This is a genomic window from Micromonospora sp. WMMA2032 (assembly GCF_002688545.1).
Classification (GTDB): Bacteria; Actinomycetota; Actinomycetes; order Mycobacteriales; family Micromonosporaceae; genus Micromonospora; species Micromonospora sediminicola.
The window spans coordinates 711,924-737,748 of sequence record NZ_CP024052.1 but is presented as its reverse complement, the minus strand read 5'-3'; the positions used below and the strand labels follow the sequence as shown (position 1 = coordinate 737,748).

Annotated in this window: 27 protein-coding genes and 1 pseudogene; 16 read left to right on the top strand and 12 right to left on the bottom strand. The window is 75.8% G+C overall.

What is annotated here, in order from left to right; all coding sequences use genetic code 11:
• The first annotated feature begins 209 nt into the window (after window positions 1–209).
• The 7 genes and pseudogenes from CO540_RS03365 (at window position 210) to CO540_RS03335 (ending at window position 9,422) form a co-directional block, all read left to right on the top strand.
• Entirely contained in the window at window positions 210–1,343 is a 1,134-nt protein-coding gene (locus CO540_RS03365; RefSeq protein ID WP_099160857.1) for an N-acetylmuramoyl-L-alanine amidase, read from the top strand.
• Between the two features lie 269 nt (window positions 1,344–1,612).
• Window positions 1,613–4,797: pseudogene (locus CO540_RS03360) on the top strand (penicillin acylase family protein).
• Window positions 4,798–4,892: 95 nt separating this feature from the next.
• Window positions 4,893–6,080, top strand: a complete 1,188-nt coding sequence (gene dinB / locus CO540_RS03355) for a DNA polymerase IV (protein ID WP_099160856.1) — start codon at window positions 4,893–4,895, stop codon at window positions 6,078–6,080.
• Between the two features lie 101 nt (window positions 6,081–6,181).
• Window positions 6,182–7,114, top strand: a complete 933-nt coding sequence (locus tag CO540_RS03350; protein WP_099160855.1) for a hypothetical protein — start codon at window positions 6,182–6,184, stop codon at window positions 7,112–7,114.
• Window positions 7,111–7,563: an ABA4-like family protein gene (locus CO540_RS03345; protein WP_091574301.1), complete on the top strand. Its 453-nt coding sequence runs from the start codon at window positions 7,111–7,113 to the stop codon at window positions 7,561–7,563. The genes CO540_RS03350 and CO540_RS03345 overlap by 4 nt, the downstream gene beginning before the upstream one ends.
• A gap of 9 nt (window positions 7,564–7,572) precedes the next feature.
• Window positions 7,573–8,799, top strand: coding sequence for a sensor histidine kinase (locus CO540_RS03340; RefSeq protein WP_099160854.1), 1,227 nt, complete (start codon window positions 7,573–7,575; stop codon window positions 8,797–8,799).
• Window positions 8,796–9,422 (top strand): response regulator transcription factor, encoded by a 627-nt coding sequence (locus tag CO540_RS03335; RefSeq protein WP_091574299.1) that lies wholly within the window; start codon window positions 8,796–8,798, stop codon window positions 9,420–9,422. The genes CO540_RS03340 and CO540_RS03335 overlap by 4 nt, the downstream gene beginning before the upstream one ends.
• Window positions 9,423–9,428: 6 nt before the next feature.
• On the opposite strand, the gene CO540_RS03330 is transcribed toward CO540_RS03335, so the two are convergent.
• From CO540_RS03330 to CO540_RS03315, 4 genes are all read right to left on the bottom strand, one after another.
• Window positions 9,429–10,142, bottom strand: coding sequence for an RraA family protein (locus CO540_RS03330; protein ID WP_099160853.1), 714 nt, complete (start codon window positions 10,140–10,142; stop codon window positions 9,429–9,431).
• An 82-nt stretch (window positions 10,143–10,224) separates the two neighbouring features.
• The gene (locus tag CO540_RS03325; protein ID WP_253866412.1) at window positions 10,225–11,520 is read right to left on the bottom strand and encodes an aromatic acid exporter family protein; all 1,296 of its coding nucleotides are present in this window, start codon (window positions 11,518–11,520) and stop codon (window positions 10,225–10,227) included.
• Window positions 11,521–11,577: 57 nt separating this feature from the next.
• Entirely contained in the window at window positions 11,578–12,222 is a 645-nt protein-coding gene (locus CO540_RS03320; protein ID WP_216642330.1) for a maleylpyruvate isomerase family mycothiol-dependent enzyme, read from the bottom strand.
• A gap of 5 nt (window positions 12,223–12,227) precedes the next feature.
• On the bottom strand, window positions 12,228–12,980 hold the full coding sequence (locus CO540_RS03315) for a dienelactone hydrolase family protein (protein WP_098744723.1): 753 nt from the start codon (window positions 12,978–12,980) through the stop codon (window positions 12,228–12,230).
• 106 nt (window positions 12,981–13,086) lie between these two features.
• Between CO540_RS03315 and CO540_RS03310 the strand changes: the two genes are divergently transcribed.
• From CO540_RS03310 to CO540_RS03300, 3 genes are all read left to right on the top strand, one after another.
• Window positions 13,087–13,428: a hypothetical protein gene (locus CO540_RS03310; RefSeq protein WP_157779047.1), complete on the top strand. Its 342-nt coding sequence runs from the start codon at window positions 13,087–13,089 to the stop codon at window positions 13,426–13,428.
• A 66-nt stretch (window positions 13,429–13,494) separates the two neighbouring features.
• Complete coding sequence (locus CO540_RS03305) at window positions 13,495–13,893, top strand: DUF2267 domain-containing protein (RefSeq protein WP_099160851.1); 399 nt, start codon at window positions 13,495–13,497, stop codon at window positions 13,891–13,893.
• Between the two features lie 10 nt (window positions 13,894–13,903).
• Window positions 13,904–14,164, top strand: a complete 261-nt coding sequence (locus CO540_RS03300) for a hypothetical protein (RefSeq protein WP_091574294.1) — start codon at window positions 13,904–13,906, stop codon at window positions 14,162–14,164.
• A 4-nt stretch (window positions 14,165–14,168) separates the two neighbouring features.
• Here the strand turns inward: CO540_RS03300 and CO540_RS03295 are convergent, their stop codons facing one another.
• Both CO540_RS03295 and CO540_RS03290 read right to left on the bottom strand, forming a co-directional pair.
• A complete protein-coding gene (locus CO540_RS03295; protein ID WP_099160850.1) occupies window positions 14,169–15,098 on the bottom strand; it encodes a diacylglycerol kinase family protein in 930 nt (309 codons plus the stop codon).
• A 64-nt stretch (window positions 15,099–15,162) separates the two neighbouring features.
• Window positions 15,163–15,753 carry a TetR/AcrR family transcriptional regulator gene (locus CO540_RS03290; RefSeq protein ID WP_099160849.1) on the bottom strand — a complete coding sequence of 197 codons (591 nt, stop codon included), beginning with the start codon at window positions 15,751–15,753 and terminating at the stop codon, window positions 15,163–15,165.
• Between the two features lie 72 nt (window positions 15,754–15,825).
• Between CO540_RS03290 and CO540_RS03285 the strand changes: the two genes are divergently transcribed.
• Window positions 15,826–16,371: a hypothetical protein gene (locus CO540_RS03285; protein ID WP_091574291.1), complete on the top strand. Its 546-nt coding sequence runs from the start codon at window positions 15,826–15,828 to the stop codon at window positions 16,369–16,371.
• Window positions 16,372–16,374: 3 nt separating this feature from the next.
• On the opposite strand, the gene CO540_RS03280 is transcribed toward CO540_RS03285, so the two are convergent.
• The 3 genes from CO540_RS03280 to CO540_RS03270 all read right to left on the bottom strand — a co-directional run bounded on the left by CO540_RS03280 (window position 16,375) and on the right by CO540_RS03270 (window position 18,802).
• On the bottom strand, window positions 16,375–17,583 hold the full coding sequence (locus CO540_RS03280) for a low temperature requirement protein A (protein ID WP_099160848.1): 1,209 nt from the start codon (window positions 17,581–17,583) through the stop codon (window positions 16,375–16,377).
• A 161-nt stretch (window positions 17,584–17,744) separates the two neighbouring features.
• Entirely contained in the window at window positions 17,745–18,518 is a 774-nt protein-coding gene (locus CO540_RS03275; RefSeq protein WP_099160847.1) for an NAD-dependent protein deacylase, read from the bottom strand.
• On the bottom strand, window positions 18,515–18,802 hold the full coding sequence (locus tag CO540_RS03270; protein WP_099160846.1) for a DUF1905 domain-containing protein: 288 nt from the start codon (window positions 18,800–18,802) through the stop codon (window positions 18,515–18,517). Before CO540_RS03270 ends, CO540_RS03275 begins: the two co-directional genes overlap by 4 nt.
• A 173-nt stretch (window positions 18,803–18,975) precedes the next feature.
• Between CO540_RS03270 and CO540_RS03265 the strand changes: the two genes are divergently transcribed.
• Window positions 18,976–20,265 (top strand): histidine kinase, encoded by a 1,290-nt coding sequence (locus tag CO540_RS03265; RefSeq protein ID WP_099160845.1) that lies wholly within the window; start codon window positions 18,976–18,978, stop codon window positions 20,263–20,265.
• A complete protein-coding gene (locus tag CO540_RS03260; RefSeq protein WP_099160844.1) occupies window positions 20,253–20,912 on the top strand; it encodes a response regulator transcription factor in 660 nt (219 codons plus the stop codon). Before CO540_RS03265 ends, CO540_RS03260 begins: the two co-directional genes overlap by 13 nt.
• Window positions 20,913–20,917: 5 nt before the next feature.
• Here the strand turns inward: CO540_RS03260 and CO540_RS03255 are convergent, their stop codons facing one another.
• Together CO540_RS03255 and CO540_RS03250 are read right to left on the bottom strand one after the other, a co-directional pair.
• Window positions 20,918–21,340 (bottom strand): thioesterase family protein, encoded by a 423-nt coding sequence (locus CO540_RS03255; protein ID WP_099160843.1) that lies wholly within the window; start codon window positions 21,338–21,340, stop codon window positions 20,918–20,920.
• Between the two features lie 10 nt (window positions 21,341–21,350).
• Window positions 21,351–22,991 (bottom strand): ABC-F family ATP-binding cassette domain-containing protein, encoded by a 1,641-nt coding sequence (locus CO540_RS03250; protein ID WP_099160842.1) that lies wholly within the window; start codon window positions 22,989–22,991, stop codon window positions 21,351–21,353.
• 242 nt (window positions 22,992–23,233) lie between these two features.
• Between CO540_RS03250 and CO540_RS03245 the strand changes: the two genes are divergently transcribed.
• Entirely contained in the window at window positions 23,234–23,977 is a 744-nt protein-coding gene (locus CO540_RS03245; RefSeq protein WP_253866410.1) for an N-acetyltransferase, read from the top strand.
• A 21-nt stretch (window positions 23,978–23,998) separates the two neighbouring features.
• On the opposite strand, the gene CO540_RS03240 is transcribed toward CO540_RS03245, so the two are convergent.
• On the bottom strand, window positions 23,999–24,304 hold the full coding sequence (locus CO540_RS03240) for a DUF1330 domain-containing protein (protein WP_098744709.1): 306 nt from the start codon (window positions 24,302–24,304) through the stop codon (window positions 23,999–24,001).
• 173 nt (window positions 24,305–24,477) lie between these two features.
• On the opposite strand from CO540_RS03240, the gene CO540_RS03235 reads away from it, so the two are divergent.
• A complete protein-coding gene (locus CO540_RS03235; protein ID WP_157779046.1) occupies window positions 24,478–25,446 on the top strand; it encodes a hypothetical protein in 969 nt (322 codons plus the stop codon).
• Window positions 25,447–25,484: 38 nt separating this feature from the next.
• Window positions 25,485–25,817, top strand: a complete 333-nt coding sequence (locus CO540_RS03230; protein WP_099160840.1) for a putative quinol monooxygenase — start codon at window positions 25,485–25,487, stop codon at window positions 25,815–25,817.
• The last annotated feature ends 8 nt before the right edge of the window (window positions 25,818–25,825 follow it).

Below are 25,825 nucleotides of genomic sequence, written 5' to 3'. Positions count from 1 at the left end.
CACCAGGCTGCCACGCCGGGCGGCGGCGCGACATGGTCCGTCCCGGTCAGCGGACGTGACATCGCCTACGTCGGTGGTAGGAGTCGCCGGCCGTCGGTGGCATTTGTCCTCTGGCGCGCCGCCCGTCCGTGGCAATATTCTCCAACTCGCGCGCAGCAGTTGGAGTTCCTTTACATCGCCCGGTCCGACCGGGCCATCGAGGAGATGCCATGCACTTCGACCACCCCGAGCTGGACCGCCGTACGCTGCTGCGGGCCGGCCTCGGCGCCGCCGCGGTCGCGGTCGTCGGGAGCGAGCTCGCCCTGCCCTCCGCCGCGCAGGCCGCGCCGGGCGCGGACCTCGACTGGATCATCAGCTGCGACGAGTGGGCGGCCCGGCCGCCGGCGGACCCGCTGTCGGTCAGCGCCATCCCGACCAACAAGATCATCGTGCACCACATGGCGTTCCCGAACGTCACCGACTACTCCGAGGAACACGCCAAGCAGCTCGCCCGCGACTGCCAGGACCTGCACATGGACGGCAACGGCTGGTCCGACACCGGGCAGCACTTCACGGTGAGCCGGGGCGGCCACGTCCTGGAGGGACGGCACGGCAGCCTGGAGCGGCTCCAGGCCGGCGACCGGCAGATGATCGCCGCGCACTGCCCGGGTGAGAACGGCCGGGCCATCGGCATCGAGAACGAGGGCACCTACGTCACCGAGACGCCGCCCGAGGAGCTGATCGCCGGGCTGGTGCGGCTGTGCACCGCGATCTGCCGACAGTACGGCCTGCACGCGCACGACATCTTCGGCCACTGGGACTTCCGCGCCACCCAGTGCCCGGGCGCGATGTTCTACCGCGAGTTCCCCGCGCTGCGCCGCCAGGTCTTCCACAGGCTCGGCACCCGCCTGGGCGACGTGCCGGCGCGACGGTGGCCGGACATCTGGCGCTTCGTCGGCGGTCCGGTGGTCCAGGTCGCGCAGCACCTGCTCACGTTCCGGGGCTACGCCGTGCCGGTCACCGGCGTGTTCGACGCCGCCACCGTGGCGGCGGTGCAGGACTGGCAGGCGCGCAACGGCATCCCGGTCGACGTCGACGCCACGCTCACCGCGCCGACCTGGGAGACGCTCGCGCCGGAGCTGGACCAGCGCGACAGCGGCGTCCCGGTGACCGCGGCGCAGTTCATGCTGAACTCCAAGGGCTACGCGGAGGTCCTCCCGACGGGCGAGTACGACCACGCCACCCGCACCGCGGTCAAGGACCTGCAGCGCCTGCACGGGCTGCCGCCCACCGGCAAGCTCAGCACCACCACCTGGTGCGCCCTGGTGGGGGGTGTGGTGCGCCAGTCGTTCCACAAGCACTGACGGCGCACCGGCGGGAGAGCGGTGGGGGGTGGCAACGGCGCCACCCCCCACCGCCGTGTCCGGCGTGGACAGCCGGCGGGCGAAACGTCGGCATTCGCGGGTAGTGAACGACGGGTATCCCGGGCGGCGGTCCTCCGCCGATCATTGCCCGGAGATAGATATGAGTCATTCTCACCTCCGGGTGGAACGCCCGGGCGCGGAGGGCGAGACGTCGGCACCGGAAGCCGGGCGTACCGTTCGGCCCGACTCCGCGTCCCCGGAGGATCGCCATGCCCCGTCCCGCTCTCCGTGCCCGCCTCGCGGCGTTCACCGCCGCCGCCCTGACCGCGAGCGTCCTGACCGTCACCCCGCCGTCACCGGCGCTGGCCGCCAGCACGTTCGCCCCCAACGACTACTGCCTCGGCCAGTGCGCCGACATCCTGCCCCCGGGCAGAACGGCAACGCCACACTGGTCGCCATCCTGGCGCACCAGGCGCTCGGCACCCGCCCGGCGCACTCCAGCGACCAGCTCGACGAGTACGCGAACCTGGTCTACAACTACGCCGGGCTGACCGACGAGCAGATCGCCCACTTCTACAACGACGCCTCGTTCGGCGTACCGGCCGCGCAGGTCGAGAGCACCGTCTCACCGCGCGCGGACGTCACCATCGTGCGGGACAGGGCCACCGGCGTCCCGCACATCACCGGCACCACCCGCGCCGGCACCATGTTCGGCGCCGGCTACGCCGGAGCCCAGGACCGGCTGTGGGTGATGGACCTGCTGCGGCACGTCGGCCGCGGCAACGTCACCTCGTTCGCCGGCGGCGCCCCCGGCAACCGGGAGCTGGAGCAGAGCGTCTGGGCCAACTCGCCCTACACCGAGGCGGACCTGCAGGCCCAGGTGGACGCGCTGCGCACCAGGGGCACCCGGGGCCAGCAGCTCTACACCGACGTGGTCGACTACATCGCCGGCATCAACGCCTACATCGACAAGTCGATCGCCGACGACAACTACCCGGGTGAGTACGTGCTCGCCGGCGCCGGCAAGCCGAAGCACTTCACCATGACCGACCTGATCGCCACCGCCGGCGTGATCGGCGGGCTGTTCGGCGGCGGCGGTGGCAGCGAGATCCAGTCCGCGCTGGTCCGGGTGGCCGCCCGGGCCAAGTACGGCGCCACCGAGGGCGACAAGGTGTGGGCGGCGTTCCGGTCGCAGAACGACCCGGAGACCGTGCTCACCCTGCACGACGGGCAGAGCTTCCCGTACGGGGCGACGCCGCCGGGCGCGACCAGCGCGGTGCTCCCCGACGCCGGCACGGTGGTCGCCGAGCCGCTCGCCTACGACGCCACCGGCGGGGCCGCCGCGCGCACCGGCGCCAGCACCGCCACCAAGGACCTGCTCGGCGGCCTGGCCAACCTGCGCGCGCACGGCATGTCCAACGCGGTCGTGGTCTCCGGTCGGCACACCACCACCGGCAACCCGGTCGCCGTGTTCGGCCCGCAGACCGGCTACTTCGCGCCGCAGCTGCTCATGCTCCAGGAGTTGCAGGGCCCGGGCATCAGCGCGCGCGGCGCCGCGTTCGCCGGGCTGAACCTCTACGTGCTGCTCGGCCGCGGCCAGGACTACGCGTGGAGCGCCACCTCCGCCTCCCAGGACCTCACCGACACGTACGCGGTGCCGCTGTGCACCACCGACGGCACCGCCCCGACGCTGCGGTCCAACCGCTACCTCTACCACGGGCAGTGCCTCGCCATGGAGGCGCTGGAGCAGCGCAACTCCTGGTCGCCCACGTTGGCCGACTCCACCCCGGCCGGTTCGTACACGCTGCGCGCGCTGCGTACGAAGTACGGACTGGTCGCGTACCGGGGGCTGGTGAACGGGCAGCCGACCGCGTTCACCAAGCTGCGCTCGACCTACCGGCACGAGGCCGACTCGGCGATCGGCTTCCAGGCGTTCAACGACCCGGCGGCGATGGGCAGCGCGGCGGCGTTCCAGGCGTCCGCGGCAAGCGTCGGCTACGCGTTCAACTGGTTCTACGTCAACTCCACCGAGGCGGCGTACTACAACTCCGGCGCGAACCCGGTCCGGTCGTCGGTCACCGACCCGAACCTGCCGGCGAAGGCCGAGCCGGCGTACGAGTGGGTCGGCTGGAACCCGGACACCAACGACGCCACCTACACCCCGGCGTCGGCCCACCCCCGGTCGGTCAACCAGGACTACTACGTCAGCTGGAACAACAAGCAGGCGCGGGACTTCGGCGCGGCCGACGGCAACTTCAGCTTCGGCTCGGTGCACCGGGGTCAGCTGCTCGACGGCCCGGTGCGCGCCGCGATCGCCCAGCGCAAGGTCGGCCGCGCCGACGTCGTCAAGATCATGGCGGACGCGGCGGTGACCGACCTGCGCGGCCAGCAGGTCCTCGGCGACCTGCTGCGGGTGCTCGACAGCACGCCGGTCACCGACCCGACGCTGGCCGACGCGGTGGGCAAGCTGCGGGCCTGGCAGCAGGCCGGCGCCCGCCGGGTGGAGACCTCCCCCGGCTCGAAGGTCTACCAGCACGCCGAGGCGATCCGGATCTTCGACGCCTGGTGGCCGCTGCTCGCCTCGGCCGAGTTCCGTCCCGGCCTCGGGCCCGACCTGTACGCGGCGCTGGTCGACGCCATCGAGGTGAACGAGGCGCCGTCGGGCGGCCAGAACGGCGGGCGCGACGGCGCGGCGAGCTGGGCCCTACAGGGTCAGGCACACAAGGGCTCGTCGTTCCAGTACGGCTGGTGGGGCTACGTCGACAAGGACGTCCGCACCGTGCTCGGCGACCCGGTGGCCGGCGGGCCGGGCCGCGCGTACTGCGGCAACGGCAACCTCGGCGCGTGCCGGCAGGCCCTGCTCGACACGCTGGGCCAGGCCGCCTCGGTGCCGGCCACCACGGTCTACCCCGGCGACAAGTCCTGCGGCGCCGGCGACCAGTGGTGCGCCGACTCGATCGCCCAGTCCGGCCTCGGCGGCATCACCCATCCGCTGATCGCCTGGCAGAACCGTCCCACCTACCAGCAGGTCGTCTCGTTCCCGGCGCGCCGGGGCGACGACGTCGCCAACCTGGCCCAGGGCCGCCCGGCCAGCGCGTCGAGCACCCAGTTCCTGACCAGCTACACCCCGGCCAAGGCGGTCGACGGCAGCCTGAGCAGCCGGTGGGCCAGCAGCTACAACGACAACCAGTGGCTGCGGGTGGACCTCGGGTCGGCCCGCACCGTCAGCCGGGCGGTGCTGCGCTGGGAGTCCGCCTACGCCACCTCGTACCGGATCGAGGTCTCCGGCGACGGCAGCTCCTGGACGCCGGTGTTCGCCACCACCACCGGCAACGGCGGCGTCGACAACGCCACCTTCGCCCCGGTCAGCGCCCGCTACGTGCGGGTGTACGGGGTCAAGCGGGCCACCTCGTACGGCTTCTCGCTCTACGAGTTCGAGGTCTACGGGCGGTGACGCCGACGGCCGGCCGGCGGGGTTTCCTCCGCCGGCCGGCCGCTGTCCGGGCAGGTCAGCCGCCACGAGTCGAACAGGTGTGCGAAGATGGGCCGGTGTCGAGCGAGGCCACCATCCTGCACGCCGACCTGGACGCGTTCTACGCCTCGGTCGAGCAGCGCGACGACCCCGCGCTGCGCGGCCGTCCGGTGATCGTCGGCGGCGGGGTGGTGCTCGCCTGCAGCTACGAGGCGAAGGCCCGGGGCGTGCGCAGCGCGATGGGTGGCCGGCAGGCGCGGCGGCTCTGCCCGGATGCGGTCGTGGTTCCGCCCCGGATGGCCGCGTACACGACGGCCAGCCGGGCGGTGTTCGAGATCTTCCGCGACACCACCCCCCTGGTCGAGGGCCTCAGCATCGACGAGGCGTTCCTCGACGTGGGCGGCCTGCGGCGTCTGGTCGGCCCGCCGGCCGACATCGCCGCCGCGCTGCGCCGCCGGGTCCGCCGGGAGGTCGGCCTGCCGATCACGGTCGGGGTGGCCCGCACGAAGTTCCTGGCCAAGGTGGCCAGCGGCGTGGCCAAGCCCGACGGTCTGCTGGTCGTCGAGCCGGGGCGGGAGCTGGCCTTCCTGCACCCGCTGCCGGTCGAGCGGCTGTGGGGCGTCGGCCCGGTCACCGCCGCCCGGCTGCGCGAGCGCGGCCTGCGCACCGTGGGCCAGGTGGCCCGCCTCGACGAACCGGCGCTGGTGTCGCTGCTCGGCGGCGGCGCCGGGCGGCACCTGCACGCTCTCGCGCACAACCGCGACCCGCGTGCCGTGCAGGTGGGGCGCCGCCGCTCCTCGATGGGCGCGCAGCACGCACTGGGCCGGGAGCCGCACTCCCCCGCCGAGCTCGACGCCGTGCTGGCCGGGCTGGTCGACCGGGTTACCGGGCGGATGCGCGCCGCCCGACGCACCGGCCGCACGGTGACGCTGCGGCTGCGCTTCGGCGACTACACCCGGGCCACCCGGTCGCACACCCTGGACGAGCCGACCGCGCAGACCGCGCCGCTGCGGGCCGCCGCCCGCACGCTGCTGCGCGCCGCGCTGCCGCAGATCGCGCTGCGCGGCATCACCCTGCTCGGCGTCTCGGTGGGCAACCTGGACGGCGGGCACACGCAGCTCACGCTGCCGTTCACCGCCGAACCGGGGCCCGCCCTGGACGCCGCGGTCGACGCCGTCCGGGACCGCTTCGGCTCCCGGGCGCTGACACGCGGGGTGCTGCTCGGCCGCGACCCCTGCGTCGAGATGCCCCGGTTGCCCGACTGAGCGTCTCCTACCCCGGTAGGAGGCGCGGGTCGGACCCGCGGCCGCGACCTCGGCCGCCGGTCGGGCGCGACGGGCGTCACCGGCCACCAGCATCTACAGGCATGACTACCGTGGTGAACCGGGCGGTCCGCTGGCACCGCCCCCTGATGCTCCTCGTGTCCGCGATGGCGGTGCTCACCGTCGTCGCCGCGATCGGTCTGGTGGCCGACCCCCGGGTGCTCACCGGCGCGCCCGCCTGGCTCAAGCCGCTGAAGTTCGCGATCTCGTTCGTGCTCTACGGCGTCACCCTCGCCTGGATGCTCTCGCTGCTGCCGCGACGCAGCCGCCTGGCCGAGCGGGCGGCCACGGTGATCGTGGCCATGTCGGTGCTGGAGATGGTCGTCATCGTCGGCCAGGTGCTGCGCGGCACGACCAGCCACTTCAACGGCACGACGCCGCTGAACGAGGCGCTGTTCGACGTCATGGGCGCGGCCATCATGGTGCTGTTCCTCGCTCAGGCGGTGCTCGCGGTGGTGCTGCTGCGCCGCGCCACGCCGGACCGGGCCGGCGGGTACGCCGTCCGCCTCGGCCTCGGTGTGTCCCTGCTCGGCATGCTCGTGGCGTTCCCGATGGTGGCGCAGCGCCCGGCCGGGGCGCCGGCCGGGATCACCGGCGCGCACAGCGTCGGCGTGCCCGACGGTGGCCCCGGGCTGCCTCTGGTCGGCTGGAGCACCACCGGCGGCGACCTGCGCGTCGGCCACTTCGTCGGGCTGCACGCGTTGCAGGCGCTGCCCCTGCTGGCGATCCTGCTGGACCGGTTCCTCGGCGCGCGGCTGGACGAGCTGACCCGGGCCCGGCTGGTGCTCGTCGGCGGCGTCGCGTACGCCGGGGTCACGCTGCTGCTCACCGGGCAGGCGTTGCGCGGGCAGCCGCTGCTGCGCCCGGACGCGCTGACCCTGACCGTGGCGGCGGTGCTGGCGCTCGCCACCGCGACGGCGGTCTGCCTAGTCCTGGGCCGCCGGTCCCGCCGCGCCGGGGTGGTGCTGGTCGGATGAGCGCCACGCTGTTCGGCCTGACCTTCGCCCTCGCCGCACCGTTCTGGGCGCTGATGATCCTGGCGCCCCGCTGGTCGTGGACCGCGCGGATCGTCGGCTCGCCGCTGATCGTGGCGCCGGTCCTGCTGGTCTACGCGGTCCTGGTGCTGCCGGCGCTCGGCGCGGTGCTGCCGGTGGTCACCGCGCCCACGCTGGACGGCCTGCGGGAGCTGCTCGGCACCGCCGACGGAGCGGCGGCCGCCTGGGCCCACATGATCGGCTTCGACCTGTTCGTGGGACGGTGGATCTGGCAGGACGCCCGGGACCGTGGCGTACCGGCGGCGGTGCTCGCGCCGGTGCTGGTGCTGACGGTCCTGCTGGGCCCGCTCGGCCTGGCCGTCCACCTCGGACTGCGCGCCCGGTGGCGGGCGTCGGTGGGCGTGGTGGCCCCGGCCGCGCCGGTTGCCTAGGCTGACGTCGTGGGCTGGGTCGGTCGGTTGTTCGACGCGCGCGACACGCTCGCGCGGATGCTGCTGCTGGATCTCAGCGGCGTCGGCTACCTGGTCGTCGGCGCGCACGGCCGGCCCGCCCCGACGGCGACGCAGTGGCTGCTCGCGCTCGCGGCGTTCACGGTGGCGCTGCTGTGCCACCGCCGGCCGCTGCTGAACCTGCTGCTCCAGTCCGCGCTGCTGGTCGCGGCGCTGCCGTTGGTCGACGACGTGACGATCAACCAGGTCGGCGCGAGCTGGGCGCTGCTGGAGCTGACCATGCGGGCCGCCCGACCCCGGACGTTCTGGCTCGCGGCCGGCCTGGTGGCCGCGATCGACCTGAGCCACGTGATCGGCGACCCGATCCGGCAGGCCCTCACCGGGGTGTTCGGGCTGGCCGTCACCGTCGGCCTGCCGCTGCTGCTCGGCCTGGTCGTGCGGACCACCCGGGAGCTGGCGCGGCAGGCCGAGGAGCGGGCGGCGGCGGAGCAGCGCCGGCACGAGTCGGAGAGCCGCGCCGCGCGCGCCGACGAACGCGCCGCCATCGCCCGGGAGCTGCACGACGTGCTCGCCCACCACGTCGCGTCGATGGTGCTGCGGGTCGGGGTGGCCCGGCACGTGCTGACCGACCTCGACCCGCGGGTCGGTGAGGTCTTCGACGACGTGCACCGCACCGGCACGGCGGCCCTGACCGACCTGCGGCGGCTGGTGGCGGTGCTGCGAGACCCCGACGGCGTCCGCGGCGACGCGGCGCTGACCGCGATCGAGCCGGCCGCGCTGCCGGCCGCGCTCGGCGCGGCGGTGGACCGGGCCCGTCAGGCCGGGGTCACCGTGGAGGCCGACGTGGACCCGGCCGTCGGCACGCTGGACGCGGTCCGGAGCCAGGCGGTGCTGCGACTGACCCAGGAGGCGTTGACCAACGTGGCCAAACACGCGGGCGCGGCGGCCCGGGCGCGGTTCACCGTCACCGTGGTCGACGGGGCGGTGCACTGGGCGGTCTCCGACGACGGGCGGGGCGCGGCGTCGGCCGTGGTGCCGGCCGGCGGCGGTCACGGCATCGTCGGCATGCGGGAGCGGGTCGAGGTGCTGGGCGGGCGGCTGGAGGCCGGTCCGACCGGCGAGGGCTGGCGGGTCCGCACGGTTCTGCCGCCGGCCGCGCCGGACCGGACGCCCGGCGCGGCGCCCCGGCCGCGTCCGGTCACGCCGGAGCCGGCGTGATCCGGGTGCTGCTGGTCGACGACCAGCACCTCATCCGGGCCGGGCTGCGGATGCTCTGCGACGCCCAGCCCGACCTCGAGGTGGTCGGCGAGGCCGACAACGGCCGGGAGGCGGTCGCCCTCGCCGCCCGGCTGCGACCGGACGTGGTGGTGATGGACCTGCGGATGCCCGGGGTCGACGGGATCACCGCGACCAGCCGGATCCTGGCCGACCGGCCGGCCACCCGGATCATGGTGCTCACCACGTTCGGCGACGACGACCACCTCTATCCGGCGTTGACCGCCGGCGCCTGCGGCTTCCTGCTCAAGGACGCGCCCCCGGCCGACCTGCTCGACGGGGTCCGCCGCGCCGCCGCCGGGGACAGCCCGTTCAGCCCCGAGGTGCTGCGGCGGCTGGTCCGGCGGGCGGTGCACGCCCGGGCCGGCGCGCCCCGGCACGCGGCCGACCTGACCGGCCGGGAGCGGGACGTGCTGGACCTGGTCGCCGAAGGGCTGTCCAACACCGAGATCGCCGACCGGCTGCACATCGGCGTGACCACGGTGAAGACCCACATCACCAGCCTGATGACGAAGACCGGCAGTCCCAACCGGGTACGCCTCGCGCTGTGGGCGCGCGGCGGCTGAGCCGGGTCACTCCTCGATCGCGCCGCCCACCGTTCGCAGGTGGGCCCGGAACGTCAGCGTCGGGTCGGCCGCCCGGGCGGTCAGGTAGTCGTCGAACCCGAGCTGCGTGCGCAGTGTCTCGCCGACCCGGATCCGGTCGGCCTGCCGCCGCTCGGTGTCCCGGATGGACCGGGCCAGGTCGGCCAGCTCGACGGCGCGGTCGGCGGGCACGAAGAGCACCCCGTCGTCGTCGGCCAGCACCAGGTCGCCCGGATCCACCGTCCACGGACCGACCCGGGCCGCGTCCAGCGCCCCGGTCGGTCGCGGGTCCAGCTCCAGCGGCCCGGTCGGGACGGCGCCCAGGCTGAACACGGGCAGCCCGACGGCCGCCAGGTCGCCGGCGTCCCGGTGCAGCCCCCACACCACCAGGCCGGCGAGGCCGGCGGCGTGTGCCTCCCGCACCACCAGGTCCCCGACGCAGGCCCGGTCGGTGCGCCCGCCGTCGTCCACCACCAGCACCTCCCCCGGCGACGCCCGGTCGATCGCCTCCAGGAACACGTCGACGCTGCCGGAGTGCCGGGCCGGGCGTACCGGGCCGGCCAGCCGCCGCCCGGGCAGCGCCGGCCGGAGCGCGGCCGGGGCGCAGCGGACGGCCACCCCGGCCCGCAGGCACGCGTCGGCGACGTGGGCGGTGGTCAACCCGGTGAGACGGTCGACCGGGGGGCGGTGATCGGTGTCCATGGCCCGACGCTAGCCAGCCGGACCGGCGCGGGCAGGCGCCAGTTCCCGTCCGGTGGCCTGCCCGACCGACGGGCCGGGAGCGTCAGGCGGCGCCCGAGGCCCGGCTCGGCGGACGGCGGGGCACGCCGGCGCGGCCGGGGACGCCCCGCCCGTCGGCCCGCACTCGCCGGCGCATCCGGGCCCGCGCCGGTGGGCGCACCTCGGCCTCTCCGGCGCCGGCCGCCCGGCGCACGGCCCGGTTCGCCTCCTCCGCGCCGCAACCGGTGGCGCGCAACAGCTCGCTGTCGGCCGTACGCAGGTCGCTGATCATCGCCTCGCCGAACGTGCGTACGCCCTGCCCCCACGCGCGCCCGGCCAGCGCGGCGCCCTCCTCCACCAGCTGCCGGGTGCGGGTGAAGTCGGCGCCGACCCGGCACGCCCGGTGCAGCTCGCGGACCGCGTCGCCGAGACGCCCCACGGCGTCCGGCAGCGCCGGCGGAACCGGCTCGTCGTACTGCAGGGCGGTGGCCGAGCGGCGGGCCACCGACCGCGCGTACAGGATCAGCCGTTCGAGATGCGCGACGGCGTCGGCATAGCGGTGGTACTGGGCCCGGCGGTGCCACCGGACCGGCGCGATGGTGACCACCTCCTCGGCCCCGCTGAGCGCCTCGTTGAGCCGCCCGACGTCGGGTTCCAACCCGCGCAGGTCCTCCAGGGCGCGCTGCGCGGCGTCGGCGTCCCGCCGGGTCAGGGCCCGGGCCACGGCGTCGAGCTGGGCGGTCAGCCGGGCGATCACCGGTTCGGTGGCCCGGTCCAGCACCCGGATCGGGTTGACCGGCAGCAGCAGCGCCACCACGAACAGGCCGACCAGACCGCCGACCAGGGCGTCGAAGATCCGGGGTAGTTCCAGACCGGGCTGGACCGGGGCGAGCGTGGCGATCAGCACCGCCGTACCGCCGGCCTGGCCGACCAACGCGCCACCGCGCCCGGCCACCAGCAACGCCGTCGCGATGGCCAGGGCGACGACCAGGCCGGTCTGCCAGGAACCGGAACCGAGCAGGTAGCGCAGCAGGTCGCCGACCACGATGCCGAGGCCGACGCCGACCAGCAGCTCGAAGGTGCGGCGGGCGCGCTGGCCGATGGCGGTGGCGATGGTGCCGACCGCGGCGGCGGGCGCGAAGACGTGCGCGCCGGGACCGAGCAGCCACTGGGCGAGCAGCGCGGCGAGCGCGGCGGCCAGCCCGGCCTGCACGGCGATCACCGCGGTGACCTCCAGCTGGCGCAGCCGGACCCGGCCGGCGCTGCCGCCCTCGGCGCGGGCCCGGGCCAGGGCGTGAGCGCTCCGCTCGACGGCCCGGTCCAGGGGCGAGCGCACGGTGTCCGCACGGCGGTCGGTCATGGCGGCGGTTACCCGCCGCCGGCCCTGCGAATCGTCGCGCGGGTGGGCCGGCGTGGATCAGGGGGCGCCGAGCGTGGCCGCCCCGTCGCCGGTGAGGTCGGCCAGCGCCGCCCGGCGGCCGGTCAGCGCCAGCAGGAGCGCCGCGCCGGTGCCGCGGACCACCGGTCCCTGCCCCGCCGACCAGCCGAGGTCGGTCGCCTCGAAGCGCAGCCCGGCGACCCGGCGACGGTCGACGAAACCGACCGCCCGGCCGCCGGTGAGGAAGTCCAGCGAGACCCGCAGGCGGTCCGGGTCCAGGTCGGCGGGGAGGCCGAGCGGGTGGCGGATGTCCTGCCCGTGCACCTGGAGGTCGGTGAGCTGGCCGAGCCAGCCGACCACGGGCGGACGGAACCGGTGCCCGGCGTGTTCGCGCAACGCGGCGGCCAGTTCGGCGGGCGGCCGACGCGCCACCCGCCGGGCCAGTCGGGCGTTGGCCACGTGCGGCCGGAAGCCGGCCCCGACCAGCACCGGCACCAGCCGCCACGGCTTCTCGACCAGCGGCGACACCAGGTGCCCGACGACCTCGCGTACGGTCCACGCGCCGCAGAGACTGGGCGTGTCCAGCTGGGCCGGGGTGAGCGCGTCGACCAGATCGGCCGTGCGGCGTCGCTCGGCCGCGATCATCGGCAGCAGGCGCGGGTCGGCGCCACCGTGGCCGGTCACCGCGGTCAGCCGCGGAACGTGCGGTCGAGCAGGTCGAACAGCGCGGCCCAGTGCCGGTCGGTGGCCCGCGCGTCGTACATCGGGGTGTCCGCCTGGGTGTAGCCGTGCCGGGCGCCCGGGTAGACCTCGGAACGGTAGGTGACACCGGCCGCGTCCAGGGCCTTCTCCAGCGTCTCGATCTGCTCGGCGGTCATCGAGGCGTCCTGGTCGGCGTGGCCGAAGTACAGCTCGCCGGTCACCGCGCCGACGCCCAGGTGCGGACTGTCCGGGGCGTCGGTGACCACCCGGCCGGCGTGGAAGGCGGCCACCGCGGCGATCCGGTCCGGGTGGGCCTCGATCGCGCGCAGCGCGTTCGTGCCGCCCATGCAGTAACCGGTGATCGCCGCCGGGCCGGGCGCGACGTCCGGCTGCGCGGCGAGGAAGTCGAGGTAGGCGGCGGTGTCCCGGGCCACGGCGTCCGGCGTCAGCGCGGCCATCATCGGGCCGAGCCGCTCGAACAGCTCGCCGCGGCGGCTGTCGTCGGCGAGGGCGGAGAGGTCGACCAGCGGGGATCGGCCGGAGCGGTGGAACAGGTTGGGCGCCAGCACCACGTAGCCGCGGGCGGCGATCGTGGCGGCCATCTCGGCCAGCCGGGGCCGCAACCCGAACGCGTCCATGAAGAGCAGGACGCCCGGGAAGGGGCCGCCGGAGTCCGGTCGGGCCAGGTAGGCGTCCGCCGTCCCGTCGGCGGTGGGCACGTCCACGTTCGTCGGCTGCACGGGCCGGACCTCCTCGCTGCGGGTTCCGCGACGCACGCTACTCCCGGCCGGGGAGCGCGGCACCTCGGGCCTTCCGGTCGCGGCGGCGCTCGGGCATGCTGGATCGATGGGAGAGGTGCGACCGATGCCCGGCTTCGGTGACCTGTTCACCGATCTGCGCGGCGAGGACCGGACGCTGCGGGTCAGCTACCACCCCGACCGCGGGGCGGTGGTGCTGTCGCTGTGGAGCGGTCCGCGGTGCCGCGGCTCGTTCCGGCTGGCCGAGGCCGACGTGGAGCGGTTCCTCGCGCTGCTCACCGCGATGCGGGACGACGCCGACGGGCGTCCCGGCGGCACCGCGCCGGCGGTGGACGCGCCCACCGACCCGGCCGTGGCGCGCACCGGTGAGATCACCGGCGCCGTCCGGCGGGAGGCCCTGCCGACCCTGCCCGTGCCCCGGGTCGCCTGAGCGCGCCCGCCGTTTGCGGCGCCCGAGCGCGGGAATCCCGCTGTCCCGGCAGAGGGAGGCGGCGAGATGGACCAGGACCAGTTCATCGGCGCGGTGGCGGAGCGTTGCGGGACGTCCGCGGAGCAGGCCACCGCGGTCACCCGGGCCACGTTGACCACGCTGGCCGAGCGGATCGACGGCGGGGAGGCCCGCGACCTCGCCGACCGGCTCCCGGAGGCGCTGCGGGCGTACGCGTTCGGACCGGCCGAGGCGGCGGAGCCGTTCGGGCTGGACGTGTTCGTGGAGCGGGTGAGCGAACGCGCGGACGTCGACGTGGACGCGGCCCGCGACGGCGTGACCGCCGTCTTCGACGTCCTGCGCGACGCCGTCGACCCGGCCGCCTACGCCCAGGCCGTGGCCCAGCTCCCCGCCGAGTACGGCGAGGTGGCCGACCAGAGCGCCCCGTACGTGCGGCGCACGGCGTGACGGGGGCGCGATGAGCGAGGACGCGCTGCGTCGCCCGCCCGAGGCCGACGCGCAGGAACAGCGGCAGGACGAGACGCTGGTCGGCCCGCCCGACCGGGTCGGGGACGCGGTGCCCGAGGCGACCGAGGCGGACCTGGCCGAGCAGGGCGTCCTGCGCCCGCCGAGCGACCGCGCCGGCCTGGGCGAGTCGGTGCGCGACGACCTCACCGCGGCCGACGCCGTGGAGCAGAACCAGGAGATCCCGCTGCCCGACGAGGAGCGCTGGGCCTGACCGGTCAGTGGTCCGGGCTGTCCGCCGCGGCCATCAGCCGCAGCGCGTTCGGGTCCAGCCCGATGCGGACCGGCGTCTGCCCGTACGGCTCGCCGTCCACCTCGATCCGGGCCGGCCGGTCGGTCTCCAGCCAGAGCTGGCGGACGGCCAGGAACGGCTCGTCGCCGAGCGTGCGGCGGTGGCCGGCGGCCGCGTTGCGCGCCGTCTCGCGCAGCAGCCCGCGCCGGCTCGGCCCACCGACCGGGTACGCGACCAGGAGCCGGTCGTCGGCGGTGGCGTCGGCGGTGATCGGCCGGCCGGCGTGGAACCCGCCGTTGGCCACGTACACCTGGTGGGTGCGGAACGTGTGGTCGCGCCCCTCGGCGCGGACGGTCACGCGCAGCGGCCGGTGCCGGGCCAGCAGCCCGAGCGCGGTCAGCGGGTAGGCGAGCCGGCCCACGGCGCGCTTGAGCCGGGGCGGCGCGGTCAGCATGATGTCGGCCGACAGTCCGATCCCGACATGGTTGGTGAACCGGGTGTCGCCGATCAGGCCCAGGTCGACGTCGATCACCTTGCCGCCGGTGAGCACGCCGATCGCCGCGTCCAGGTCGAGTGGGACGCCGACGGTGCGGGCGAAGTTGTTGGTGGTGCCCAGTGGCAGCAGGCCCAGCGCGATGTCGCGGTGGGCGAGCAGCCGGGCCGCCGCACCGACCGTGCCGTCGCCGCCGCCGGTGACGAGCAGGTCCGGGCCGAGGTCGGCCGCCTCGGCGAGCACCCGGTCCAGGTCACCCGGCCGGTCCACGGGGTACGCGCCGAGCAACTCGAAACCGGCCGCGCGCAGCCGCGCGTGGACGCCGTCGTAGAGCCGGCGACCCCGGCGGGAGTGGGCGTTGACGACCAGCGCCGCCCGCCGTCGTTCCCGGATCGCCGTGGACAGCTCCTGCTTGGTCCGCACGGTTGCGACCCTATCCGGCCGTCGGTGCCGGTGACCGGCGCCGGGCCCGACACGGATCGGCGACTCAGGACGGTGCGCCCGCGGCGGCGAGCTGGTCGAGGTGCGCGGCGAGCAGGTCGCGGATCCGGTGCGGCGGCATCCGGTCGGGGTGCAGCAGCGCGTGCAGCGTCAGGCCGTCGAGCAGGGCGTGCAGCCGGGCGGTCGCCGCGTCGTCGGCCGGCTGCCCGCCGCCGAGCAGCGTGACGGCCAGTTCGGCGGCGCGTCGTACGCCCTCGTCGGCCTCGGTCATCCGCTCCCGGGCGGCGGGGTCGACCTGGGCCCGCGCGGCGAGCAGGAGCCACACCTCGGCCTCCCGCACCCGCTGCCGGTCCAGCGGCAGCAACTCCTCCAGCATCCGCTGGGCGACCTCCCGGGGCGGGCCGGTGCGGGCCTCGGCGGTGAACCGTCCGGCCGCCTCGGCCATCACGTGTTCCATGGCGAAGACCAGCAGCTCGGTCTGGGTGGCGAAGTAGTGCCGCAGGGCGCTGGGTGACCAGCCGGCCTCGGCGGCGATGCTGCGGACGGTGGCCGCGCCGACGCCGTCGCGGTAGACGACCCGCCACATCGCCGCGGCCAGTTCGGCCCGGCGGGCGTGGTGGTCGACGATCTTGGGCACGGGCCCCTCCGGCGAATCGGTGGACGGCGGTTGCTACGGTTGTCGCACAGCGTACTAAAACAGGGAGGGCCCATGCTGGTCGGAGTGATCGTCGCCTGCGAGGTGGCGTTCTGGGTGGTCCTGGCCGCCGGGCTGGTCGCCCGCTACCCGCTGCGCCGGCCCCGCCTGGGCGCCGCCCTGCTCCTCGCGGTGCCCGCGGTCGACCTCGTGCTGCTCGCCGCCACGATGATCGACCTGCGCCGCGGGGGCACCGCCACCTTCGCGCACGGCCTCGCCGCCGCGTACCTCGGCTTCTCGGTCGCGTTCGGGCACAGCATGGTGCGCTGGGCCGACGAGCGCTTCGCCCACCGGTTCGCCGGCGGCCCGCCACCGCGCCGGGCCCCGCGCTACGGGATGGCCCGGGCCCGGCACGAGTGGCGGGAGTGGGGCAAGGGCATGCTCGGCTGGGCGGTCGCCTGCGCCGTGCTGCTGGGCGGCATCGCGCTGGTCGGCGACGCCGAGCGGACCGAGGAGCTGTGGGCCTGGGCCGGGCGGCTCACCCTGGCCATGGCCGCCTGGCTGGTGTTCTGGCCGGTGGCGTACACGGTGTTCCCCAAGCGGGCGCCGCGCGGCGCCTGAGCCTCACCCCGCGCGGCCGGCGGGCGCGCCGTCGAGCCGGTCCAGGCCGACGGCGGTCACCAGCAGCGCGGCCAGCACCAGCAGCGCCGCGGCCGGCGGCAGCACCACCCCGAGCGGTGACAGGAGCGCGGTCGCCACGGTGACGGCGACGCGCGCCGGCCCGACGGCCTGCCCGGTGAGGCGGCGGAAGAGCAGCCGCCCGGCCAGGTAGAGCGCCGCGCCGCCGTACAGGGCCACGGCCGCGGACCGGTTCAGCCGCGACCCGGGCTCGGCCTCGGCGACGTGCGCCAGGACCTGTTCGACGCCGAGCGCCAGGTAGATGACGCCGGCCACCAGCAGCAGGTGGGTCTGGCTGTAGGCGTCGGCGGCGATCCGGTCCCGGCGCTGCGCCGGCGCCTCGGCGAGCACGCGGGTCGCCGCCGGGGCGGTCCGGTGGAAGTAGAGCCACCACAGGGTCACGGTGACCACGAAGCCGACCAGTGCCACGCCCAGCACCGGCAGTTCGGTCGCCGTGGCGCCGGCCCCCATGCCGGCGGCGACCACCGACTCCCCCAGCGCGATGATCAGCACGAGGCTGTGCCGCTCGGCGAAGTGTGTCGGGCTGCGCAGCGGCCAACTGCCCCGGCGGGCGTAGGACAGGCGCTGCCCGGCCACCTCGACGACGAACCCCAGCACCCACAGGGCCGCGTGCGCGGCGCCCTCCAGCAGGGCGCCGAGCAGCAGCGGCACCCACCCGGCGACGCTGGCCAGGGCGAAGAACCGGATCCGCGCCCGCAGCGCCGGGTCGTCGGCCGCCGCCCAGTGGAACAGCGCCAGGTGCACCGCCCGCAGCAGCACGTAGGCGAGCGCGACGAGCAGCGGCCCGTCCAGACCCGGGCCGGACGTCCACGCCTGCGGCATGACCAGCGCGGCCAGGAACAGCGCGGCCATCGCGACCAGGAAGCCGCCGCGCACCACCCCGACGTCGGCCCGGGTGTGGTTGCCCAACCAGGTGTACGACGACCAGGCCAACCAGAGCAGCACGAGCAGGAGCAGCCCCTGCGCCATGCCGGCCGGTTCCGGGTGCGGCCCGACCAGCGCCATGATCCGGGTGAGCGCGAAGACGAAGACCAGGTCGAAGAAGATCTCGAACGGGGTGACCCGCCGGTCGCTCGCCGCCGGCCGGGGCGGACGCGGTCGGCCGGGGCGCCGTCGCGTCCCGTCCGGTCCCACCGTCCGCCCCCCTCGCCGCCGCGCCGTCCCCGCCGACGGTAGGCGGCCCGGCGCGGGCGACGACGGGATTCCGCCGATCGCACCGAGCCCCGACCCGCAACGGCACCGGGCCGCCGGGCCTGGGCGGGACCGATCCGGTCGACCCGGGACCGGCGGACCGTTCAGCGCCCGACGTCCCCCGGCCAGGCGGCGCGCACCAGCGCCGGCAGCACCTCGCCGGCCGGGCCGCGCAGGTTGACCGCGCAGACCGCGTCCAGTGGCGTCTCGACCGGGTTCACCTGCACCACCGGGGCGCCGAGGCGGGCCGCCACCAGCGGGACCTCGGCGGCGGGGTGCACCAGCGCGGAGGTGCCCACGGTGAGCAGCAGGTCGCACCGGGCGGCCGCCTCGACCGCCGCGGCCAGCGCCGCCTCGGGCAACGCCTCGCCGAACCACACCACCCCCGGACGGACCGGGGCGGCGCAGCGGGCACAGGCGGGCGGGTCCAGCCGCCCGGCCGGCGGCTCCGGGGCGTCGTCGGGCAGCGGCGCGGGGTGGTCGCAGGCCGCGCAGCGGGGCGCGAACAGGCTGCCGTGCAGGCGGACCGGGGCGGCGGCGCCACCGCGCTCGTGCAGGTCGTCGACGTTCTGCGTGATCACCACGGTCTCCGGCAGCCGCGCCTGGATCGCGGCCACCGCCCGGTGGCCGGCGTTCGGCTCGGCCCGGCGCACGCCGTGCCGGCGGCCCTCGTACCAGCCCCAGACCAGGGCCGGGTCGGCGCGGAACGCGGCGGGTGTGGCCAGCTCCGCCGGGTCGTACCGCTGCCAGAGGCCGGTCTGGGCGTCGCGGAACGTCGGGACGCCGCTCTCCGCGGACATGCCGGCACCGGTGAAGACCACCGGACGGGTCGCGGCGGCGAGCAGCCGGCCCGCCTCCGCCAGCTCCGGGCCGGTCACACGTCCACCGTCAACCGCACGTCCACCCGGTCGCCCACCTCGATGCCCTCGGCCCGGCGCGCCGCGACCCGCAGCGGCACCACGTACCGCCCGTCCTTCGGCCACAGCGAGGTCCGCCAGTCGGTGTCCCCGATCCGGACGGCCACCGGGATCATCCCCCAGCCGTAGGTGACCGACGCCGAGGCGGCCTCGATGGCCGCGCTCTGCTCGTCGGGCACGGTGACGAAGTGGTACGGCGCCGGGCCGCGCCAGAACCAGACCTCTCCGCTGAACGCCAGCTCCATCCGGTCAGGATAGGGGCCGACCCCGACCGTTCCGGTCATCCGTCGAGTCCAGCGCCGGCGCCGGTGCCCGCGCACGGGGTGTGCCGGGCCGGTCCGGGGTGGGTCTGGGCATACCCCGGACCGGGGGCCTGGACGGCTGGGCCGGGGCGACGCCGCCTGGCTAGCGTCACGGCATGACCGTGGACCGACCGTCGCACCTGGCCGGGGCCCTGCGCCGCCGGCGTTACCCGCTCTCCGCCTGGCCGTGGCGTGCCCTGTCGTACGCCCTGACGACCGTGCCGGTCGCCGGTGTCCTGGCGGTGGCGGCCGGCGTGCTCGCCGGACCGCTGCTCCTGGTGGTCGGCGCGCTACGACGGGACCGGCCGGTCGACGTCGCGGCGCTGACCGTGCTCGCCGCCGTGACGGTGGCCGGCCTGGGCGTGGCCCCGCTGGTCAGCGCGCCGGTGGCGGCGTTCGAGCGGTGGCGGCTCGGCCTGGTCGACGACCGGCCGGTGGTCGGGCCGCGGTGGCGTGGCCCGGCCGCCCGCTTCACCGGCGGCGCCGGGTGGCGGGAGGTCGCGTACGTCGCCTGGCTGGGCACCGTCGTGCCGCTGGCGTACGGGACGTACGCGCTGCTCGTGCTGCTCGACCTCGCGCTGGTCGCCGGACCCTGGCTGGCCGGCGGCCAGGAGCGGATCGTGCTGGTCCGGGTGACCATCGACTCGCCGACCGAGGCCGTCCCGTGGGCGGTCGCCGGTGTGCTCGCGGCCCCGGCGTTGCTCTACCTGGCCGGCCTGCTGGTCGCGGGCCAGGCGGCGGTGGCCCGGTGGTTGCTGGACGCCGCGCCCGACGGGGCGGCGCTGCGCGAGGTGACCCGGTCGCGGGCGCGCCTGGTGGGCGCCTACGAGGCCGAGCGCCGGCGGATCGGGCGGGACGTGCACGACGGGGCGCAGCCGCGGCTGACCGCCCTCACCCTGCAACTCGGGCTGGCCCGTCTCGACGTGCCGGAGGACTCCCCCGCCGCCGGACCGCTCGCCGTGGCGCACGAGCAGGCCAAGGAGCTGATGGTGACGCTACGCGGGATCGTGCAGGGCATCCGGCCGCCGCAGCTCACCGAACTCGGTCTGGCCGGCGCGGTGGGCGAGCTGGCGGCCCGGTCGGTCGTGCCGGTCGCCGTCCGGGCGGACCTGGCCCGCCCGGTGCCGGAGCCGGTCGAGACCACCGCCTGGTACGTGGTCTCCGAGGCGCTGGGCAACGTGGCACGGCACGCCGGGGCGACGCGCGCCGAGGTGCGGCTGACCCGCGACGACCGGGGGCTGGTGGTGGAGGTCGAGGACGACGGGCGCGGCGGCGCCGACCCGGACCGCGGCACCGGGTTGACCGGGCTGGCGGACCGGGTGGCCGCCGCGGACGGCAGGCTGCTGCTGGCCAGCCCGACCGGCGGACCTACCCTCGTGCGGGTGGAGCTGCCGTGCCGTCCGTGACCCGGGTCGTCCTGGCCGAGGACGAGGTCCTGCTCCGCGAGGGGCTGGTCGGGCTGCTGACCCGGTTCGACTTCGCGGTGGTGGCGGCCGTCGGTTCGGCCCCGGCACTGTTCGACGCGGCCCGCACCCACCGCCCGGACCTGCTGGTGACCGACATCCGGATGCCGCCGGAGCGCCGCGACGACGGCCTGCGCGCGGCCGTCACGCTCCGCGCCGAACGCCCCGACCTCGCCGTCGTGGTGCTCAGCCAGCACGTGCAGAGCGGGTACGCGGCCGCGCTGCTGGACAGCGGCGACGGCCGGCGCGTCGGCTACCTGCTCAAGGACCGGGTCGCCGACGTCGCCGAGTTCGCCGACACGCTGCGCCGGGTGGTGGCCGGCGGCACCGCCGTCGACCCGGACGTGGTGCGGCACCTGCTGCGCCGCCCGCGCGACCCGCTGGACGCGCTGTCCCGGCGGGAGCGCGAGGTGCTGGGGCTGGTCGCGGAGGGCCACTCCAACGCGGCGATCGCGGCCCGCCTGCACGTCACCGAGGCGGCGGTCGGCAAGCACGTCGGCAACATCCTGGCCAAGCTCGACCTGCCGCCGGACGAGGACACCAACCGCCGGGTGCTGGCCGTGCTCGCCTACCTGCGCGCCGGGAGCTGAGCGGCTCACAGGCCCATCGGGGTCGGGTCGGTGGCCAGCGCCCGGAACCGCTCGCGCGGGTCGGGCACCAGCCGCCGGGCGGTCAGGTCGAGCAGCCCGCCGACCCCGGTCACCGAGGCGACCGGGGTCTCGTCGGGGCGGGTGAAGTCCTGCACGATCTGGAACGTCTTGCCCTCGCCCCAGCGGAACTCGCAGGTCACGTCGACCTCGTCGCCGCCGCGCAGCTCCCGCAGGTAGCGCACGGTCACCTCCAGGGCGACCGGCCCGACGCCGCCGGCGATCAGCCGGTCCTGGGCGACGCCGGCGGCGCGCAGGCACTCCCACCGGGCGTGCTCGGCGTACTGCAGGTAGACGGCCTGGTTGAGGTGCCCCTGGGTGTCCAGCTCGTAGCCGCGCACGGTGACGCGGACCCGGAACGGATCTGCCATGGTCGGCAGCCTAGTCAGCGACCTCCGGCGCGGCGGTCTCGACCAGCGTGCCGTCGGCCAGCCGCAGCCAGCGGTCCACGCCGATGGCGGCGAGGAAGCGGGGGTCGTGGCTGACCACGAGCAGGGCCCCCCGGTACGCGCCGAGCGCGCTCTCCAGTTGCGCGACGCTGTCCAGGTCGAGGTTGTTGGTGGGCTCGTCGAGCAGCAGCAGTTGGGGCGCGGGCGAGGCGTTCAGCACGCAGGCCAGCGTGGCCCGCAGCAGCTCCCCGCCGGAGAGCACCCGCACCGGCAGGTGCGCCCGGTCACCGCGGAACAGGAACCGGGCCAACAGGTTCATCCGCTCGGCGTCGGCGAGCCCGGGCGCGAACACGGCCAGGTTCTCGGCGACCGTCCGCTCCGGGTCGAGCAGGTCCAGCCGCTGCGACAGGTAGGCCACCCGGCCCTCGACCCGGGTCGCGGTGCCGGAGACCGGCGGCTGGTCGCCGTGGACCAGGCGCAGCAGGGTGGACTTGCCGGCGCCGTTGGGTCCGGTGAGCGCGATCCGCTCCGGCCCCCGGATGCTCAGGTCGATCCCGTCGCCGCCGAACACCTGACGTCCGTCGTATCCGGCGCGCAGCCGCTCGCCGTGGAAGACGGTCCGGCCGGCGGGGACGGTGGTGTCAGGCAGGTCGATGACGATCCGGTCGTCCTGGCGGGCGGCCCGGCTGGCCTGGTCCAGCCGGCTCTGGGCGTCACCGACGCGCGCCGCGTGCGTCTCGGCGGCGCGGCCGGCCGACACCTGGGCGTCCCGCTTCAGGCCGCCGGCGACGATCCGGGCCAGCCCGGCGTCGGGCAGGTTCCGCGCGGCGGTGGAGGCGCGGCGGGCGGCCCGTTCCCGGGCCTGTTGCAGCTCCCGCTTCTGCCGCCTCAGGTCCTGCTCGGCGCTGCGGACCTGCCGCTCGGCGACCTCCCGCTCGGCGCGTACGGCCTGCTCGTAGGCGGTGTAGTTGCCGCCGTACCAGCGGATCTCGTCGGGTTCGAGCGCGGCGATCCGGTCCATCTCGTCGAGCAGCGCCCGGTCGTGGCTGACCACCAGCAGGCAACCGGACCAGCCGCGCAGCACCGAGGTCAGCCGGTCCCGGGCGTCCTCGTCGAGGTTGTTCGTCGGTTCGTCGAGCAGCAGCACGTCCGGGCGGCGCAGCAGCTGCGCGGCCAGGCCGAGCGAGATCACCTGACCGCCGCTGAGCGTGCCCAGGCGGCGGTCCAGCGCGATCTCGCCCAGGCCCAGCCGGTCCAGCTCGGCGTGGGTGCGTTCCTCCACGTCCCAGTCGTCGCCGACGGCGGTGAAGTGCTCCTCCCGGGCGTCGCCGCCCTCGATGGCGTGCAGCGCGGCGATGGCCCGGTCGACGCCGAGGACCTGGGCGACGGTCTGTTCGACGGCGAAGGGCAGGTGCTGGGGCAGGTAGCCGAGCACGCCCCGCACGGTGACCGTGCCGGCGCTCGGGCGCAGCTCGCCGGCGATCAGCCGCAGCAGCGTGGTCTTGCCGGTGCCGTTGGGCGCCACCAGGCCGGTGCGGCCGGCGGGCACGGAGAAGGACAGGTCGGTGAAGACCGGAGTCTGGTCCGGCCAGGAGAAGGAGAGCGCGGAGCTGACGACGTAGGCGTCGGACATGATCGACCTCGGAGGGAAGGAACGCCGGAGCGCGACACGGCGCTCGGCGGGAGACAGGGGGACGACGAAGGGGGCCGCGGCGACGGCGCGGGTTGCGCGTCGGCGGCCCTCCGGGGCTCTCACCCGGAGATGTCGTCGTCACCTGCCATGATCACTCCACTCCTCGACGGGACCCGACCACCATAGCCCACCAGCGGGAAACCGGCGTGCGAGTTCCGCCGCGACCGCCTACCGTGCCCGCCGTGACTCTGACGATCATGACCCTGGCCGAGCGTCCCGACCTCGCGCCGCTGCTCGACGACGGCTTCGACGGCGCCTGGCCGCCGTTCATGCTCTGGGACCCGATGGGCTCGGTCTACTACGCCGTCGCCGACGAGCTCTATCCCGAGTTCGTCTTCGCCGCCGTGGACCCGGCCGAGCCGGACCGCGTCGTCGCCCGGGCGTACGCGGTGCCGCTGCGCTGGACCGAGGACGAGCTGCCCGACGGCGGCTGGGACCGGATGATCCAGCGGGCCACGCTCGGCCGGCTCACCGGGTCCAGCCCCAACCTGGTCTCGGCGTTGGAGATCTGCGTCCGCCCGGACCGACGTGGCGAAGGCGTGTCCGCGCTGATGCTCGCCGCCATGCGGGCCACCGTCGCGCGGCACGGCTTCGACACGCTGGTGGCGCCGGTGCGACCCAGCGGCAAGGCAGCCGTCCCGGACGTGCCGATGGCCGAGTACGCGGCGCGCCGGCGCCCGGACGGGCTGCCGGAGGACCCGTGGCTGCGGGTGCACGTGCGGGCCGGCGGCGTCGTCGAGCGGGTCGCGCCGAGGTCGATGGCGGTCACCGGCACGCTGGCCGACTGGCGGCGCTGGACCGGCCTGCCGTTCGACACCAGCGGCCCGGTGCACGTGCCCGGCGCGCTGGCGCCGGTGCTGGTGGACGTCGCGCACGACCACGCGGCGTACGTGGAGGCCAACGTGTGGGTGCGGCACCGGCTCTGAGACCGGCCGCACCGCGCGGGCTCAGGCCGGCCAGGCGTGGCCGATGCCGTCGAGCAGGAGCACCACCCCCTCGGTGGCGGCCTCCCGGTCGCGGGAGATCGCGCGGTACTCCGGCGAGGTGGACCAGCGCTCGAAGTCCTCACGGTTGTCGAAGGACATGAGGACCACCTTGTCGTGCGGCCACTCGCCCTCCACCACCCGGGGGGCGGTGTCGGCGGCGAGCAGCCGGCCGCCGTGGCGGGCCAGCACCGGCAGGAAGGCGGCGACGTACCGGTCGTAGCGCGCCCGGTCGTGAACGGTGAGCTGCGCGAGGGCGTAGACGGTCACCGGGTCAGGCTACCGATCGGTAGACGTCGACGGTGTCCTCCGTGGGGACCGGGTCGACCGTCCGCGCACCGGCGTCAGATGTCCGAAGTGCTCTGGCCATCGTGGCCCTGACCTGCGGATACTGGTCGCAGGGGCCGCGCGGGCAGCCCGCGGCGTGGGGGAAGGTGGACGCGATGATCGACCAGGAGACCCAGCCCGAGGCCGTACCGGAGCAACCCGGGAAGGCGCCGGAGAGCCACCCGGTCGTCCCGCCGGGCGGCGGGGTGCCCACCGCGGTGTGGCAGGTCCGGGTCCGCACCAAGCTCGACGACCTGTACCAGCAGCTCACCGCGTTGGCGGCGCGCGATCCCGACCGGGCCGCCGCGCTGCGTGCCCAACTGTCCGGGGTGGAGGCGGTGCTCGGCCGCAGCGGCGTGGTCGAGTGGCTGCGCGGCGGCAACCTGGAGTACGCCTGGCAGACCGTCCACTCGGTCGAGCGGGCCATGGTGGAGCTGCGGACCCCGGAGGAGCTGGTCGGCCTGCTGGGCGCGTACCGGGGCGCGGCGGCGCAGTTCCTCGCCGCCGACGACAAGGTGCTCACCGACCTCGACCCGGTGGCCGACGCGGCGACGCCCGCCCTGATCCGGGCGAAGGCGCAGGCGTTGCTGCTGCGCTACCACTCGGTGTCGGACGAGTTCCACGAGTCGGTGCGCCGGCTGCGCAACCGGATGCTCGGGCTGTCCGTGTTCGCGCTGGTCGCGGAGGTCCTGGTGGTGCTGGTGCAGTGGCGCAGCCACGACGTGCGGCTGCTCAAGGCGCCGGTCGACGCCGCCGGCGTGCCGGCCTGGCGGTTGCTGTTCTTCGTGCTGATCGCCGGGGCGCTCGGCGCGTTCATCAGCGCCCTGCCCTCGATGATCACGTCCCGGTCCGGCGGGCTGCCCTACAAACTGCCGTTCCAGCAGGGCCTGTTGAAGCTCGCCATCGGCCCGCTGGTGGCGGTCGTCGGCATCATGCTGGTGATCGGCGGTCTGGTCGAGACGACCGTGAACAGCACCGCCGCGCTGCTCGGGGTGGCCATCGTGTTCGGCGCCGGGCAGCAGGCGGTCACCGCCTTCGCGGACCGCCGGGCGGCCGAGCTGCTGGGGTCGGCGACGAAGGGCTGACCCGCGCGTCGGCCGCCCGACCTGGGTAGCCTGAGGCCATGATCTTCATCACCGCCAAGTTCCGGGTCCGCCCGGAGGACGCCGACGCCTGGCCGCGGATCGCCGCCGACTTCACCGAGGCGACCCGGGCCGAGCCCGGCTGCCTGTGGTTCGACTGGTCCCGCAGTCTCGACGACCCGACCGAGTACGTGCTGGTCGAGGCGTTCCGCGACGACGCGGCCGGCGCGGCGCACGTGCAGTCGGCGCACTTCCGCGAGGCGCAGCGCACGCTGCCGCCGCACCTGGCCGAGACGCCGGGGATCGTCAACGCGACCGTGCCGCAGCAGGACTGGTCCCGCCTGGGCGAGATGGCCGTGCCCGGCGACGAGTGAGCCGCGCC

Coding starts and splice junctions, on each gene's coding strand:
- CO540_RS03365 (WP_099160857.1), top strand. CDS start 210: ATGCACTTCGACCACCCCGAGCTGGACCGCCGTACGCTGCTGCGGGCC.
- CO540_RS03350 (WP_099160855.1), top strand. CDS start 6,182: ATGACTACCGTGGTGAACCGGGCGGTCCGCTGGCACCGCCCCCTGATG.
- CO540_RS03345 (WP_091574301.1), top strand. CDS start 7,111: ATGAGCGCCACGCTGTTCGGCCTGACCTTCGCCCTCGCCGCACCGTTC.
- CO540_RS03330 (WP_099160853.1), bottom strand. CDS start 10,142: ATGGACACCGATCACCGCCCCCCGGTCGACCGTCTCACCGGGTTGACC.
- CO540_RS03325 (WP_253866412.1), bottom strand. CDS start 11,520: ATGACCGACCGCCGTGCGGACACCGTGCGCTCGCCCCTGGACCGGGCC.
- CO540_RS03310 (WP_157779047.1), top strand. CDS start 13,087: ATGGGAGAGGTGCGACCGATGCCCGGCTTCGGTGACCTGTTCACCGAT.
- CO540_RS03305 (WP_099160851.1), top strand. CDS start 13,495: ATGGACCAGGACCAGTTCATCGGCGCGGTGGCGGAGCGTTGCGGGACG.
- CO540_RS03300 (WP_091574294.1), top strand. CDS start 13,904: ATGAGCGAGGACGCGCTGCGTCGCCCGCCCGAGGCCGACGCGCAGGAA.
- CO540_RS03285 (WP_091574291.1), top strand. CDS start 15,826: ATGCTGGTCGGAGTGATCGTCGCCTGCGAGGTGGCGTTCTGGGTGGTC.
- CO540_RS03270 (WP_099160846.1), bottom strand. CDS start 18,802: ATGGAGCTGGCGTTCAGCGGAGAGGTCTGGTTCTGGCGCGGCCCGGCG.
- CO540_RS03265 (WP_099160845.1), top strand. CDS start 18,976: ATGACCGTGGACCGACCGTCGCACCTGGCCGGGGCCCTGCGCCGCCGG.
- CO540_RS03255 (WP_099160843.1), bottom strand. CDS start 21,340: ATGGCAGATCCGTTCCGGGTCCGCGTCACCGTGCGCGGCTACGAGCTG.
- CO540_RS03250 (WP_099160842.1), bottom strand. CDS start 22,991: ATGTCCGACGCCTACGTCGTCAGCTCCGCGCTCTCCTTCTCCTGGCCG.
- CO540_RS03235 (WP_157779046.1), top strand. CDS start 24,478: ATGATCGACCAGGAGACCCAGCCCGAGGCCGTACCGGAGCAACCCGGG.
- CO540_RS03230 (WP_099160840.1), top strand. CDS start 25,485: ATGATCTTCATCACCGCCAAGTTCCGGGTCCGCCCGGAGGACGCCGAC.